This window comes from Streptomyces sp. NPDC002588 (assembly GCF_040295925.1).
Classification (GTDB): Bacteria; Actinomycetota; Actinomycetes; order Streptomycetales; family Streptomycetaceae; genus Streptomyces.
On sequence record NZ_JBEOWF010000049.1, the window covers coordinates 46,657 to 60,686 of the forward strand.

Here is a 14,030-nt window from a genome sequence, read left to right on the forward strand (position 1 = left end):
TCACTTCCCCCAGATCTTCCGGTACGCCTCCCGGTACCCGCTGGGGTCCCAGGACGACTTGCCGCCGCTGTTGTCGGCCGTGGTGATGTGGACCGGAGGGACGTAGCCGCTGGCCGGCTCGCCCGCGAAGGCGCGGTTGAACTCGTCGACCATCTGCCAGCCCTGCTCGGACAGCGGCTCGGGAACCGTCGCCGACTGGAACTGCTTGCTGTTGATGCGCTGGAAGGCGGACGGATCGCCGTCGCCCGCGCCGATGTTGAAGGGGGCTCCGGCGCCCTGCTTGCCCGCTGCCCGAAGCGCCGGGGCGGCGTCGGCGAAGTAGAGGTCGTTGATGGCCACCGAACTGGTCCACTTGGTGCCGTAGCGGGACAGCAGCGCCGACACTTCCTGCGGGGTGCGGCTGCTGGCGTCGGCGATGGGGATGTTGGACGTCGTCAGGACCTTGACGTCGGAGCAGGTGGCGAGTTCCTTCACGATCAGGTCCGACTTGCCCTTGGCGAACGGGATGGAGGCGTCGGTGAAGACCACCACGCCGGCCCGGCCGTCCGACTGGCTGACGACCCAGTCGGCGCTGATCTTCGCGACGTCCTGGACCTGGGTGGTGATGTTGCTGAAGAGTTTCGGGTCCTTGCTGGGACCGGGGGCGTCCACGGCGTGCCAGCCGATGAGGGGGATGCCCGCGGCGTCGGCCTGGGCGACCTGCTGCGCGGTCGACTTGGGGTCGAAGCCGGACAGCACGATGCCGTCGGGCTTGACGGCGACAGCCTGGCTGAGCGCGGCCTGGATGCCGGCCGGGGTGCCCTGGCCGTCGATGACCCGTACGTTCCAGCCGATGGCCTTGGCGGCCTCCTTCACTCCGTCGGCCGCTCCGGCCACGCCCGGGTTGGTCATGCTCTGGGCGACGTAGACGATGGTCTTGCCGGTGGCCGCCCTGGGTCCGGTGGTCGGGCCGTCCCAGAGGGCGTCGACGTCCTCGGCGGCCTTGACCGAGGTCTTGGCCTTGGCGAGGACGGCGGGGCAGCCGGCCTTCGTGCCGGCGACGGCGCTGGCGGTGCCGGCCTCCGAGCCTCGGGTGCAGCCTGCGGCGAACGCGGTGACCAGGGCGAGGGTGGCCATGGCTCTCAGGGTCGCCTGGCGGGTGTGGTGGTACGACACGAACGGGCTCCTTGCTGACGTGCGGGGAGGAGGACGGGAAGGCGGCGGGGCGGGGGGTGTTTCGGCGGTGGACGTCCGGGCGAGGGGCCGGCCTCTGCCGCGGCGGGGGCGGCTCCGGGAGACCTAGTCCGTTGTCGTGGACGGCGGCGGGGGCGCTGATTCCGCGGCGGAGACGGAGGTCTGCACGGAGGCGGCCGGTGCGGCCGACGCCGACGGCTCGGACAGCGACTTGCGGGTGGCGCCGGCCCCGGCGCGCAGCCTGCGGCGGGCGGAGTAGCCGGCCAGACCGACGGCGAGGAGAAGGGTGCCGCCGTTGAAGAGGGAGGTGGCCCAGAACTCGGCTCCGAGCTGCTGGATGCCGGCGAGGCCGATGGCGAGGACGGCGACGGCGACGACGGTGCCGGCGGCGTTGGCGCGGCCCGGCTTGATGGCGGTGGAGCCGAGCAGCGCGCCGACGAAGGCGGGCAGCAGGTAGTCCATACCGACGCTGGGGTTGCCGATCTGCTGCTGGGCGGCGAGCAGGACACCCGCGAAGCCGACGACGAGCCCGGAGCCCGCGAAGGCGTAGACGCCGTAGCGGCGGGTGGGGATGCCGACCAGGTCGGCGGCTCGGGCGTTGGAGCCTATGACGTACAGGTAGCGGCCAAGCGGCAGTCGTTCCAGCAACAGCCACAGGACGACGGCGAGACCGAGGACGTAGAACGCGGGCACGGGCAGGCCGAGCAACTTCGAGTCGTACAGGTCCGTGAAGGCCGGGGGCAGTCCCTGCGTGCCGGGGACGATGCGAGCGCCGTCGGTGATCCAGCCGGTGAACGCGTACAGCACGCTGCCGGTGCCGAGGGTGGCGATGAACGAGTCGATCCTGGCGAACTCGACCAGCAGTCCGTTGAGCACTCCGATGACGCCGCCGCCGACGATGACGACGAGGCAGGCCACGGGCCAGGGCCAGCCGTTGTACACGATGAGCTGCATCGTCAGCACGTGGGCGAGGCCGAGGCCGTAGCCGACGGACAGGTCGAACTTGCCGGTGACGATGGGGATCATCGCGCCGAGGGCGAGCATGGCCGGGATCGACTGGTTGGACAGGATCGACGAGATGTTGTCGAGGGTCGGGAAGGTGTCGGGCAGAGCGAGGGAGAAGACGAGGAAGAGCAGGACGGTGAGGGTGAGCAGGCCGTAGGTGCCGATCATGTGGCCGCGCAGCCGGCTGCCGCCGCCCTTGCCGCGGGACTGCCCGGTGCGCGCGGCGCCGGGGGTGCGTGTGCTCCCGGTCGCCTTGCTGCCGCCGCCGTCCGTGGACCCCTGAGCGCGGCGGGAGGAATCGGTCTCGGTGGCCATCAGTGGTTGCCCGTTCCGGTCAGCGCCGGCATGGCCGACGCGGCATGGGTGAGTTCGGTGACGGTGAGGTCCTCGCCGGACAGTTCCGCCGTCACGCCGCCCCGGACGAAGACCAGGGCGCGGTGGCAGACGTCGGCGACCTCCTCGAAGTCGGTGGAGATGAGCAGAACGGCGAGTCCTTCGGCGAGAGCGTCGTCGAGAAGCCGGTAGATCTCGGCCTTGGCGCCGACGTCGACCCCGGCGGTGGGCTCCTCGAGGATCACCACACGACGGCTCAGCCGCAGCCAGCGACCGATCATGATCTTCTGCTGGTTGCCGCCGGACAGGGTGGCGATCGGCGCCTCGGAGTCGGCGGGGCGCACGCCGAACCGCTCGACGAGCGATCTGGCCTCGGCGCGTTCGCGGCCGGGGCTGATCCAGCGCCAGGGGGAGCGGGCGTCGGCGCGGGGATTGGCCAGGAAGTTCTCCCGCACGGTGAGTTCGAGGGCGCAGCCCTCCTCCTGGCGGTTACTGGTGACGAAGCCGATGCCCGCGTCCACGGCGGCGGAGACCGAGCCGGGACGGTAGGGCCCGCCGTCGAGCAGCACCTCGCCGCCGGTGAGGGGCCGGGAGCCGGCGAGAGCGCGGCCGAGGTCCATGTGGCCGGCTCCGGTGAGACCGACCATGCCGAGGACCTCTCCGGCGCGCAGTTCCAGGTCGACGGGACCGGCGCCGTCGGTGGTGACACCCGTCAGGCGCAGCACGGTGGAGGCGGGGGTGCCCGTGTTCCGGGGGGCGGGCGGGCGGTGGCTCTCCGGCTCGTGGCCGACGATGTCGCGCACGATGCGGTCGGGGCCGTGGTCGGCGAGGAGTCCCTGGCTGACGAGGTGGCCGTCGCGCAGGACGGCGAAGCGGTCGGCCACCTGGTAGACCTCGTCGAGGCGGTGGCTGACGTAGACGATGGCGTGGCCTCGGTCGCGCAGGGTGTGCAGGACGTCGAAGAGCCGGGCGCAGTCCGCGGCGGGGAGGCTGGCCGTCGGTTCGTCGAGGACGATGACGCGGGCGCGGGTGGCCAGTGCCCGGGCTATGGCGACGAGGGAGCGTTCGGCGCGCGTGAGGTCGGCGACGGCCGCGTCCGGGTCGAGGTGACCCGCCACGACGTCCAGGGCCTCGGTGCAGCGTCGGCGCACCTGGCGCCAGGAGACGAGCCCGCCGCGGCGGGGATAGCCGGTGCCCAGGGCGACGTTCTCGGCCACCGTCATCCACTCCACCAGACCGAGGTCCTGGTGGATGAAGGACATCTCGGTGGACGCGGCGCCGGAGCCGAGGGGGTGTCCGGCGACGGTGACCTGGCCTTCGTCGGCGCGGTGGACACCGGCAAGGATCTTGATAAGTGTGGATTTTCCGGCACCGTTGTGACCCAATAGGGCGAGGACGCTGCCACCGTGGAGGTCGAGGTCCACATCGGCGAGGGCGAGGGTGCCGCCGAACCGCTTGCGCAGTCCGCGGATCGTCACCAGTGGGCGGGAGGCCGCGTGCCCGTCGGGCGACGGAGGACTGGAGGCTGTGTCGTCGGGAGCGTCGTTCACGGACTTCTCCGAGGGATCTGCAGGCCGAGGACCACTCCATCGGCTCGACCAGAATCCTGAACTCGTTACAGCATCCTGGTCAAGACTCCCGCCGACATTTATTGCCCCAAAGTTAAGGCGGCCGTACGGAGAGATTCCGTACGGCCGCCGTCACACCGCGATCACCCGCCGGGCCCCCACCCGGGCGGGAGCCCGTCCCGCCTCATCCGCCGCCCGCGGACACGCCCCGCGGGAGCATGGGGTTCTCCATCCCCGCCGCGATGGCCCGCAGATCCTTCAGCAGCGCCTCGCGGAACTCCTCGTCGAATCGCGCCTTGAGCACGGTGACACTGATCGCGAACGGCGCCGAGTCGGTGCGGAACCCCGTGACCGGCACGGACAGACAGAGGACACCCGCCGTGGCCTCCTCGTCGTCGATCGCGTAACCACGCTCGCGGGACACCGCCAGGTCTTCCAGCAGGGCGGGCACCGAGGTGATGGACCGCTCACTGAGCGCGGGGAGGGTACGGCCGCGCAGCCGGTCCTCCGCCACCGCCGGATCCAGGGTCGAGAGGATGGCCTTCCCGGTCGCCGTGCAGTTCGCGGGAAAGCGGTCGCCGATGTTGGCGGTGAGCCTCAGCGGCTGGGTGCCGTCGTACCTGGCCAGGTAGAGCACGTCCAGGCCGTCCAGGACGGCCACCCGGGCGGTCTCCCGCGAGATGTGGGCACTGCGGCGGCACAGTTCGTAGAAGTCGCGCAGCTGGTCGACCGTGGACAGGTAGCGGCCGCCGAGTTCCACCAACTTGCGCCCCAGGCCGAAGCCCGTACCGTTGCGCGTGATCATGCCCGCCGCCTCCAGAGAGGCGCAGAGGTTCCCCGTCGAGGACTTCGGCAGCCCCAGGGCGCGCGCGATGTCACTGACCGACAGCGGTCGGCCCTCCGCCTCGCCGAGCACGTCGAGAATCGCCACCGCTCGGGTCACCGCCGGGACAAGGCTTCCCGGGTCGCTTGCGCTCACCGTCGTTTCCACCCATCATTCTGTTCGTCGTTCAGCATGTTGTTATTGTCCCTCGTCTGTCACCGAACGACAATGCCGTCGCCGCGCGCTTTGTCATCGAGATTCGCCGAGTCTCCCGACCGTAGCGCGCCTTCCGGGCCGGCCGACGACACCCTCCGAGCCTTGGAGCGCTGAGCAGCTCATGACCAGCAGCCCGACCGATTCCCCGCCACCCCCTCCGGACAACGGACCCCGCCTGTCGCGCGAGGAGTTCGATTCCCTCTTCGACGCGGTACGGACGTGGGGCCGCTGGACGCCCGCCGACCGCGGCGCGTGGAACCGGGTCACCCCCGCCCACGTCCAGCGGGCCACCGCCCTGGTCCGCACCGGCACCACCGTCCCCATGGCCCTCCCCTGGAACACGACACCCGGCCCGGACAACGGCAAGCCCGCCCTGCACTACATGTCCGACCTCGGCGACGTCGAGGCCCCCGAGCCGTCCTGCCACAAGGACTTCATCGCCGCCGACTACCACGGCAAGGGCGTCAGCCACCTCGACGCGCTCTCCCACATCGCCTACCGCGGGCAGCTCTACGACGGTCGCACCGCCCGCGAGGTCGTCGACGCCGCCGGCGCCCGCTTCGGCGCGGTCTCCGCCCTGGGCCCCCTCGTCACCAAGGGCGTTCTGATCGACCTGCCCGCCGTGCTCGGCATCGACTGGCTCGAGCCCGGCACCGCCGTGCACGCCGAGGACGTGCTCGCGGCGGAGAAGGCGCTCGGCGTGACGATCGGCGAGGGCGACGCGGTGCTGTTGCGCTCCGGTCACTTCCGGCGCCGTGCGGAACTCGGCGCCTGGAACCCGGACAACGCCAGTGCGGGTTTCCACGTGGACGCCGTACCCCTGCTGGCCGAGCGCGGGATCTCCCTGCTCGGCGGCGACGGCGACAGCGACGTACGCCCCTCCCCCGTCGAGGGACTGCACTCCCCCGTGCACGCCCTCGCCCTCACCGCCATGGGCGTACCGCTGCTGGACAATCTCGACCTGGAGGCGCTGTCCACCGCCTGCGCGGCGGCGGGCCGCCACGAGTTCCTGCTCGTCGTGGCACCGCTGAACGTCCCCGGCGGCACGGGCTCGCCCGTCAACCCCGTCGCGGTGCTGTGATGACGGCCTCCCGACCGGCCGGCGGCCGGTTCACCGTCGGCGTCAGCCGCGACTTCCTCCACCCGGACGGACGCAACGTGTGGGGTGACATCAGACTCGGCGAGCTGGACGCCGCGGGAGTCGACTGGCACTACCTGCCGCGCGACACCGACGAACTCCTCGCCCCGGACATCGACGGCCTGGACGCCGTCCTGTTCGCCGCCCCCGCCGTCACCGCCCGTACGTTCGCCGGCCTGACCCACCCCCCGCTCCTCTTCGCCCGCTTCGGCGTCGGCTACGACGCCGTGGACCTCGACGCCTGCACGCGCCACGGCGCCCTGGTCACCATCACCCCGGACGGCGCCCGGCGCCCGGTCTCCACCGCCGCCCTCACCCTGCTGCTGGCCGTCCTGCACAACGTCACCGCCAAGGACCGCCTGGTACGTCAGGGACGCTGGTCGGAGCGGGAGCAGTGGATGGGGCTCGGGCTCACCGGCCGCCGGATCGGTCTGCTCGGTCTGGGCAACACCGCCCGTGACCTGGTCGGGCTGCTGCGGCCGTTCGACACCGAGGTCATCGCCTACGACCCCTACTGCCCGCAGGAGACCGCCCGGGACCTCGGCGTACGTCTCGCCGACGCCGACACCGTGATGGCGGAGGCCGACGCGGTGATCGTGATGTGCGTGCTGACCGAGGAGACCCGCCACCTCGTCGACACCCGGCGGCTGTCCCTGATGAAGCCCTCGGCCGTACTGCTCAACGTCGCCCGCGGCCCGATCGTCGACGAGGCGGCGCTCATCGACGCGCTGCGCGCCGGCCGCATCCGAGGTGCCGGACTGGATGTGTTCGAGACGGAGCCGCCCGACGCCGGCAACCCGCTGCTCGGCATGGACAACGTCGTCCTCAGTCCGCACAGCCTCGCGTGGACCGACGAGATGTCCGCCGGGAACGGCGGCAGCGCCGTGCGAGCCGTCCTGGACGTGGCGGCCGGCCGCCTGCCGCGCTTCGTCGTCAACCGGGACGTGCTGGGTCACGCGTACCTCTCCGAGCGGCTGGGCGCGCTCGCGTCAGGAACCGGTGAGCCCGCGCGGGCGGGGGTCAGGCCGTGAGCCCCCCGCCTCCCCGGTCCGAGACCGTCGGCTTCATCGGGCTCGGCGCGATGGGCCTTCCGATGGCGTCGCATCTGGCGGGGGCCGGCTTCGACGTGCTGGCCTGGAACCGGGGCCGTGCGCCACTCGACGCGGCCGTCGCCGCCGGCTGCCGGCCCGCCGGCCGTCCCGCCGAGGTCGCGGCCGGCGCCCGCACGGTCGTCACCATGCTCCCGGACCTGCCCCAGGTCCGGGACGTGTTGGCCGGCCCCGACGGACTGCTCGCGGCCACGGACTCGGCCGCGGCCGGCCGGGCGATGGACCTCCTCGTCGTGATGGGCACCGTCTCCCCCGTCGCCGTTCGCGACCTGGCCGCGGAACTGCGTCCACTCGGCGTCGGTGTCGTCGACGCCCCCGTGAGCGGTGGGGTGACCGGCGCCCGCGACGCCACCCTGTCGATCATGGCGGGCGGGGCGGAGGACGCCATCGAACGTGTCCGTCCGTACCTGACCGCCATGGGCTCGACCGTCCGCCGGATGGGCGACACCGGAGCCGGGTCGCTCGCCAAGGCGTGCAACCAGCTCGTCGTCGCCGGGACCCTCGTCGCCCTCGCCGAGGCCGTCGTGCTCGGCGAGGGCGGTGGACTCGACCCGACGGTCCTGCTCGAGGTGCTGGCGGGCGGCCTCGCCTCCTCGGAGGTGCTCGCGCAGAAGCGTCACCACCTCGCCGACAGCGACTTCACGCCGTCCGGCCCCGCCCGCTACCTCCACAAGGACCTCGGGTTCGTCCTGGACAGCGCCGCCGACACGCACGTCGAGCTGCCCCTGTCCACCACAGTCGCCCGCCTGTACGCGGCAGTCGACGACCGAGGACTGGGCGACCTGGACAACAGCGTCGTCCTCCGGCTCCTGCGTGAAGGCGACGGGCCCTCGCGCCCGGGCCGTCCGCACCACACCACGACGAAGGACTGAGCAATGCAGACAGGAATCGTCGGCCTCGGACGCATGGGCGGCAACATGGCGGCCCGCTGGCGCGACCAGGGCCACGAGGTGGTCGGCTACAGCCGCACCTCCCCGGACCGCGACGCGGACTCCCTGGAAGAACTGGTGGGCAGGCTCGCCGCCCCGCGCGTGGTGTGGCTGATGCTGCCCTCCGGTGACCCGACCCGCGAGGCGCTCCACCGGTTGGCGGGCCTGCTCTCCCCGGGCGACGTGGTCGTCGAGGGCGGCAACTCCCGCTTCAGCGACGACACCGAGCACGCCCGGCTGCTCGCCGAGCACGGCGTCGGATACGTCGACTGCGGTGTCAGCGGCGGCGTCTGGGGCCGGGAGAACGGCTATGCCGTCATGTGCGGCGGCGCCGACGAGCACGTCCGAAGGGTGTGGCCCCTGCTGGAGTCGCTCGCACCGCAGCAGGACGGCATCTGCCACGCGGGCCCGGTGGGTGCCGGTCACTACGCCAAGATGGTCCACAACGGCATCGAGTACGGAATGATGCAGGCCCTCGCCGAGGGCTACGAGCTGCTGGAGGCCAGCGAGTACGTTCCCGACGTGCCGAAGGTGCTCGCCTCGTGGCGGCACGGCACGGTCGTACGGTCCTGGCTGCTCGACCTCCTCGTCCGTGCCCTGGAACAGGACTCCGGCCTGGCCGGTCTCTCGGGCCGGGTGGACGACTCCGGTGAGGGCCGCTGGACGGTCGAGGAGGCGGTACGCCTGGCGGTGTCCGCCCCCGCCATGACCGCCGCGCTCTTCGCCCGCTTCGCCTCCCGCAAGCCGGACGCCGCCCAGCTGAAGGCGCTCGCCGCGATGCGGCAGCAGTTCGGCGGGCACGCCGTGCACGCGGCGCCGGCAGTTTCCGCGGGCTCGGCCTGACCCCGGCTCCGGCCACCGGCGGACCACTGCCGAGAGGTGGGGCACGGCGCCGCGGCGGCCGGCGGCATGAGTTCGGGGAGCCGTTCACCGGGCGCTCCCGCGACCTCCGGCACGGACGCCGGGACGGTCACGACATGTCGAACGGTTTTCAGCACAGCATTCGGTTCAGGAGGTCAGGTGTCAGGAGATACGGAGGTCGGCGTGGCCGGGCTCGGAGTCATGGGTTCCGCCATCGTCCGCCGGCTGCTCGGGTGCGGACAAGCGGTACGCGTCCACGACATCCGGCCGGAGGCCGTCGCGGAACTCGCCCGGGACGGCGCCGCCCCGGCGCGGTCACCCGCCCTGCTCTCCACGTCGGGTGCGGTGATCCTTTCCCTCAACACCGCGGAGATCGTGGAGCAGGTGGTCTTCGGACCGGACGGGGTGCTGAACGCGGCTCCGGACGGCGTGCTGGTGATCGACATGTCGAGCATCGACCCCGGACGCACCCGCGAGTTCGCCGAGCGCGCCGGGAAGCTCGGTGCCGGCTGGGTCGACGCCCCGCTGTCGGGAGGCGCACCGGCCGCCGCACGCGGCGAGTTGACCCTGATGCTCGGCGGCGAGGAGGAGCACGTCGCACGCGCGCTGCCCGTCCTCGGCGCCCTGGCCACCCGCCTGACGCACCTCGGCCCGGCCGGTTCGGGTCAGCTGGTGAAGGCCGTCAACCAGGTGCTGGTCGGCTGCGGATTCGCCGCGCTCGCGGAGGCGGCCGCGCTGGTGCGGTCGGCCGGTCTGCCACCCCGGCAGGTACTCACCGCGCTCACCGGCGGCAGGGCCGACTCCGCACTGCTGCAGGAGTTCTTCGTGAAGTTCGCCGAGGCCGACCTCTCCCCCACCGGACGGGTCAGCAACATGGTCAAGGATCTCGACGCCGCCCGCGACCACGCGCGCTCCGCCGGGGTGCCGCTGCCGGTCACCGCCGCCGTCGCCGAACTGCACCGCTGGCTCACCGCGGCCGGTCACGGCGACGCCGACAACGCCGCTCTGCTGCACTACTACGCTCCCCTGGAGGTACGGCCGTGAAGGCTCCCGCCCTGTTCGACCTCGCCGGCCGCCGGGCCCTGGTGACCGGTTCCAGCAAAGGCATCGGAGCGGCCCTCGCCACCGGACTGGCCGAGGCGGGAGCCGAACTCGTCCTGAACGGCCGCGATCCCGGGGCGCTGGAGCGCGCCCGGCGGGAACTGGCCGAGAAGACCGGGGCCAAGGTTCACACAGCGGCCTTCGACGTCACCGACGAGAGCGCCGTACGCCGGGCGGTCCGGGAGATCGAGGACGGCGTCGGACCGCTGGACGTCCTCGTCAACAACACCGGCGTGCAGCACCGCGAGCCGTTGCTGGAGGTCTCGGCGGAGAACTTCGAGCGGGTGCTGCACACCAACCTCACCAGCGCCTTCCTGGTCGGCCGCACGGTGGCCGCCGGGATGGTCGAGCGCGGCCACGGGAAGATCGTCAACATCTGTTCCGTCCAGACCTGGCTGGCCCGGCCCGGCATCGCCGCCTACGCGGCCTCCAAGGGCGGCCTCGCGATGCTGACCCGCGGCATGTGTGCCGAGTGGGCCGGATCCGGACTGACCGTCAACGCGCTCGCACCCGGCTATGTGGTCACCGAGCTGACCCGGCCCCTGGTGGACGACCCCGCCTTCGACTCGTGGATACGGGGCCGCACCCCGGCCGGCCGCTGGGCCTCGGTCGAGGACCTGGTCGGCACGCTGGTGTGGCTCGCGGCACCGGCGTCGGACTTCGTGAACGGGCAGGTGATCGCCGTCGACGGCGGACTGACCGCGGTCGTCTGAGCCGTCCCCGCACGCAACCGACCGAAGCAGCCGAAGCGTTCGGCAGAGAGCAGGACGAGGACATGAACTCAGGGACGATGCGGGCCGTGGTGGCGCACGGCGCGGGCGACCTGCGCCTGGAGGAGCGCCCGGTGCCGCTGCCCGGCCCGGGCGAGGTCGCGGTCGACATCCGGTACGGCGGCATCTGCGGCTCCGACCTGCACTACTGGCGCCACGGAGCGGTCGGCGAGTTCCGGCTTCGCGAACCGCTGGTGCTGGGCCACGAGATCGTGGGCCGGGTTCGCGAGGCGGGCCCCGGCACCCTGGCACCGCCGCCGGGGACACCGGTCGCCGTGCATCCGCTGGCGTCGTGCGGCCGGTGCCGGCAGTGCACGGCCGGGCGGCGCAACACCTGCCTGGACACCGGCTACCTCGGCAGCGCCGCCCGCGACCCCCATGTGCAGGGCGGCTTCGCCGAGGTGCTCGTGGTGCCCGCCGATCGGGTGCTGGCCCTGCCCGAGGGCGTGGACCTGCGGCTGGCCGCGGTGGCCGAGCCCGCCGCGGTCGCCTGGCACGCCGTGCGGCAGGCCGGCGATGTGCGGGGGAAGCGGGTGCTGGTCACCGGCGCGGGCCCCATCGGCTGCCTGGTGGTCGCGGCGCTGCGGGCCGCGGGCGCGGCCGAGATCACCGTGACCGATGTGCACGAGGCGCCGCTGGCCGTCGCCAAGCGGGTGGGCGCCACGTCGACCGTACGGGTCGGCGCCGGCGCCGACGGGCTGGACGGACTCGCCGCGGACATCGCGATCGAGTCCTCGGGCAACCCGGCGGGACTGCGTACCTGCGTGTACGGAGTCGACCGGGGCGGCCTCGTCGTGGGTCTCGGCCTGCTGCCGCCCGGGGACACCCCGGTGGCCGCCAACGCGCTGATCACCCGGGAACTGCGGCTCGTCGGTTCCTTCCGCTTCGACGACGAGCTCACCGAGGTCCTCGGGGCACTGGCCGACGGCCGCCTCCCGGTCGAGCCGGTCGTCACCTCCGTCCTGCCGGTGGCCCATACGCAGGAGGCGTTCGAGCTCGCGGCCGACCCCGCCCGCTCGTGCAAGGTGCTGCTGGACTTCGGCGAGCGGGTGACGGCCTGACGCGGGAACCGACCCGCCCAGCGCCCGGCCCGCCACCAGCCCCGATCCCTCACCCCGACGGAGTCGAACATGTCCGGCACACCCTCTCCCCGCCCCCGCGTGGCGGTCAGCCGCTCCGGCCTTCCGGGAGACGGCGTCGAGCGCCTCGCCGCCCGGTTCGACGTCACCTCCTGGCCGAAGACCGCACCGCCGACACCCGCCGAGCTGGCCGGGCTGGTCCGGGGCTGCGAGGGCCTGCTCGTCCTCGGCAGCGACCGCGTCGACGCCGCGCTGCTCGACGCGGCGGGGCCCGGCCTGCGTGTCGTCGCCCTCGCCTCCATGGGCTACGACGGCGTCGACGTGGCGGCCGCCGCGGAACGCGGAGTCGTCGTCACCCACACCCCGGACGTGCTCGCGGACACCACGGCGGACGTGGCGATGGCGCTGATCCTCATGGCCCGGCGCCGCCTGCCCGCCGCCATGGACGCGCTGCGCCGCGGCTCATGGGGCGCCTTCCGCATGGACGCCTTCCTCGGCCTCGACGTGCAGGGGGCGACGCTCGGGTTGATCGGCTACGGCCGGATCGCCCGCGCCGTCGCCCGCAGGGCCGCCGGGTTCGGCATGCGCGTGCGGCACCACCATCCGCGACGCGAGGAGGACGACGAGCTGTCCCACTGGATGCCGTTCGACGAACTGCTGCGGACCAGCGACGTGGTGTCCGTGCACACCCCGCTGACCGAGGAGACCCTGGGCATGATCGGCGCCGTCGAACTCGCCCGGATGAAGCCGACCGCGACGCTGGTCAACACCGGACGCGGTGGAGTCGTGGACGAAGAGGCTCTGCTGCTGGCGCTGCGCCGCGGTGAGCTGCACTCGGCAGGGCTGGACGTGATGACCGGCGAGCCTCGTACGAACCCTGCCGACCCGCTGTTCGCCGAGCCGAACCTGGTGGTCCTGCCGCATGTCGGCTCGGCGACGGAGGCGACCCGCGCCGCCATGGTCGGACTCGCCGCCCGCAATGTCGAGGCGGTCCTGGACGGGCTCGGTGCCCCTACCCCCGTCCCCGGCGCCTCGGGCCTGCCCGAGTGATGGACATCGCCGCGGCGGCGGAGTTATCTTCCCTTCGCTTGCCGAAAGCGGCTTTCACTGAGCGGAAGAGGGTTGGCATGGGATGGCTGGGGCTGGAAGGCCACCGGGCGCTCGTCCTGGGGGCCGGAGGTCTGGGCGCCGCCTGCACCCGGGGCCTGGCGGACGCCGGCGCGCGGGTGGCCGTGATCGATGTGGATGAGGCGAAGCTCAAGGCGCTCCGGGAGGAGCCGGCGCTCGCGGACGCCGATTTACGCGTGTTCCGGGTGGACGTGACGACATCGGCGGCGTGCGAGGAGGCGATCACGGCGGCGGCCGCCGCACTGGGCGGACTGGACGTGCTGGTACACGCGGTGGGCACGAACGACCGCCGGCCGGTGGTGGACACCCCGGACGAGGTGTGGGACCGGATCGTCGCACTGAACCTGTCGACCGCCTTCTGGGCCGGGCGGGCGGCGGGCCGGCTGATGCGCGAGGCCGGGCAGGGCAGCATGGTGTTCTTCTCGTCGGTCTCGTCCCGGCTCGCGCACAAGCACCACGCCCCGTACGCGGCGACCAAGGGCGGGCTGGACCAGCTCGTGCGGGTCATGGCCCGGGAGTGGGCGGCCGACGGCGTGACCGTCAACGCGGTCGCCCCGGGCTACACGGAGACCGAGCTGACGCGGGAGTATCTGGACAGGCCCGGTATGCGCGACGAGATGGTCGGCCTGGTCCCGGCAGGGCGCCTGGGCACTCCGCGGGACGTGGTCGGCGCGGTGCTGTTCCTCGCCTCGCGGCAGGCGTCGTTCATCACCGGTCAGGTGCTGTACGTGGACGGCGGCCGCACGCTTGTCTGAGCCGGACCGGCCGGGAAGGCCGCCCCTGACCGACGCCTCTCG

General features: G+C 72.8%; 13 protein-coding genes. 9 read left to right on the forward strand and 4 right to left on the reverse strand.

From position 1 onward, the window contains the following. From ABT057_RS39965 to ABT057_RS39980, 4 genes are all read right to left on the reverse strand, one after another. Entirely contained in the window at nt 1–1,116 is a 1,116-nt protein-coding gene (locus ABT057_RS39965; protein WP_352348877.1) for a substrate-binding domain-containing protein, read from the reverse strand. Nucleotides 1,117–1,278: 162 nt separating this feature from the next. Next, complete coding sequence (locus tag ABT057_RS39970; protein WP_502974042.1) at nt 1,279–2,493, reverse strand: ABC transporter permease; 1,215 nt, start codon at nt 2,491–2,493, stop codon at nt 1,279–1,281. Then, nucleotides 2,493–4,061: a sugar ABC transporter ATP-binding protein gene (locus ABT057_RS39975; protein ID WP_352348844.1), complete on the reverse strand. Its 1,569-nt coding sequence runs from the start codon at nt 4,059–4,061 to the stop codon at nt 2,493–2,495. Before ABT057_RS39975 ends, ABT057_RS39970 begins: the two co-directional genes overlap by 1 nt. Before the next feature lie 202 nt (nt 4,062–4,263). Next, complete coding sequence (locus ABT057_RS39980) at nt 4,264–5,058, reverse strand: IclR family transcriptional regulator (protein ID WP_352348845.1); 795 nt, start codon at nt 5,056–5,058, stop codon at nt 4,264–4,266. Between the two features lie 181 nt (nt 5,059–5,239). Here ABT057_RS39980 and ABT057_RS39985 point away from each other — a divergent pair, with 181 nt between their 5' ends. The 9 genes from ABT057_RS39985 (at nt 5,240) to ABT057_RS40025 (ending at nt 13,988) form a co-directional block, all read left to right on the forward strand. Then, nucleotides 5,240–6,199, forward strand: coding sequence for a cyclase family protein (locus tag ABT057_RS39985; protein ID WP_352348846.1), 960 nt, complete (start codon nt 5,240–5,242; stop codon nt 6,197–6,199). Then, nucleotides 6,199–7,287, forward strand: coding sequence for an NAD(P)-dependent oxidoreductase (locus tag ABT057_RS39990; RefSeq protein WP_352348847.1), 1,089 nt, complete (start codon nt 6,199–6,201; stop codon nt 7,285–7,287). The genes ABT057_RS39985 and ABT057_RS39990 overlap by 1 nt, the downstream gene beginning before the upstream one ends. Next, nucleotides 7,284–8,237 carry an NAD(P)-dependent oxidoreductase gene (locus ABT057_RS39995; protein ID WP_352348848.1) on the forward strand — a complete coding sequence of 318 codons (954 nt, stop codon included), beginning with the start codon at nt 7,284–7,286 and terminating at the stop codon, nt 8,235–8,237. Before ABT057_RS39990 ends, ABT057_RS39995 begins: the two co-directional genes overlap by 4 nt. Before the next feature lie 3 nt (nt 8,238–8,240). Continuing rightward, nucleotides 8,241–9,137: a phosphogluconate dehydrogenase (NAD(+)-dependent, decarboxylating) gene (gnd, locus tag ABT057_RS40000; protein WP_352348849.1), complete on the forward strand. Its 897-nt coding sequence runs from the start codon at nt 8,241–8,243 to the stop codon at nt 9,135–9,137. A gap of 177 nt (nt 9,138–9,314) precedes the next feature. Further along, nucleotides 9,315–10,199, forward strand: a complete 885-nt coding sequence (locus ABT057_RS40005; protein WP_352348850.1) for an NAD(P)-dependent oxidoreductase — start codon at nt 9,315–9,317, stop codon at nt 10,197–10,199. Further along, entirely contained in the window at nt 10,196–10,969 is a 774-nt protein-coding gene (locus tag ABT057_RS40010) for an SDR family oxidoreductase (RefSeq protein WP_352348851.1), read from the forward strand. The genes ABT057_RS40005 and ABT057_RS40010 overlap by 4 nt, the downstream gene beginning before the upstream one ends. 62 nt (nt 10,970–11,031) lie before the next feature. Continuing rightward, nucleotides 11,032–12,087: an L-idonate 5-dehydrogenase gene (locus ABT057_RS40015; RefSeq protein ID WP_352348852.1), complete on the forward strand. Its 1,056-nt coding sequence runs from the start codon at nt 11,032–11,034 to the stop codon at nt 12,085–12,087. 69 nt (nt 12,088–12,156) lie between these two features. Further along, nucleotides 12,157–13,155 (forward strand): 2-hydroxyacid dehydrogenase, encoded by a 999-nt coding sequence (locus tag ABT057_RS40020; protein WP_352348853.1) that lies wholly within the window; start codon nt 12,157–12,159, stop codon nt 13,153–13,155. Nucleotides 13,156–13,232: 77 nt separating this feature from the next. Then, nucleotides 13,233–13,988, forward strand: a complete 756-nt coding sequence (locus tag ABT057_RS40025) for an SDR family NAD(P)-dependent oxidoreductase (RefSeq protein ID WP_352348854.1) — start codon at nt 13,233–13,235, stop codon at nt 13,986–13,988. The last annotated feature ends 42 nt before the right edge of the window (nt 13,989–14,030 follow it).

Coding starts and splice junctions, on each gene's coding strand:
- ABT057_RS39965 (WP_352348877.1), bottom strand. CDS start 1,116: ATGGCCACCCTCGCCCTGGTCACCGCGTTCGCCGCAGGCTGCACCCGA.
- ABT057_RS39970 (WP_502974042.1), bottom strand. CDS start 2,493: ATGGCCACCGAGACCGATTCCTCCCGCCGCGCTCAGGGGTCCACGGAC.
- ABT057_RS39985 (WP_352348846.1), top strand. CDS start 5,240: ATGACCAGCAGCCCGACCGATTCCCCGCCACCCCCTCCGGACAACGGA.
- ABT057_RS39990 (WP_352348847.1), top strand. CDS start 6,199: ATGACGGCCTCCCGACCGGCCGGCGGCCGGTTCACCGTCGGCGTCAGC.
- gnd (WP_352348849.1), top strand. CDS start 8,241: ATGCAGACAGGAATCGTCGGCCTCGGACGCATGGGCGGCAACATGGCG.
- ABT057_RS40015 (WP_352348852.1), top strand. CDS start 11,032: ATGAACTCAGGGACGATGCGGGCCGTGGTGGCGCACGGCGCGGGCGAC.
- ABT057_RS40020 (WP_352348853.1), top strand. CDS start 12,157: ATGTCCGGCACACCCTCTCCCCGCCCCCGCGTGGCGGTCAGCCGCTCC.
- ABT057_RS40025 (WP_352348854.1), top strand. CDS start 13,233: ATGGGATGGCTGGGGCTGGAAGGCCACCGGGCGCTCGTCCTGGGGGCC.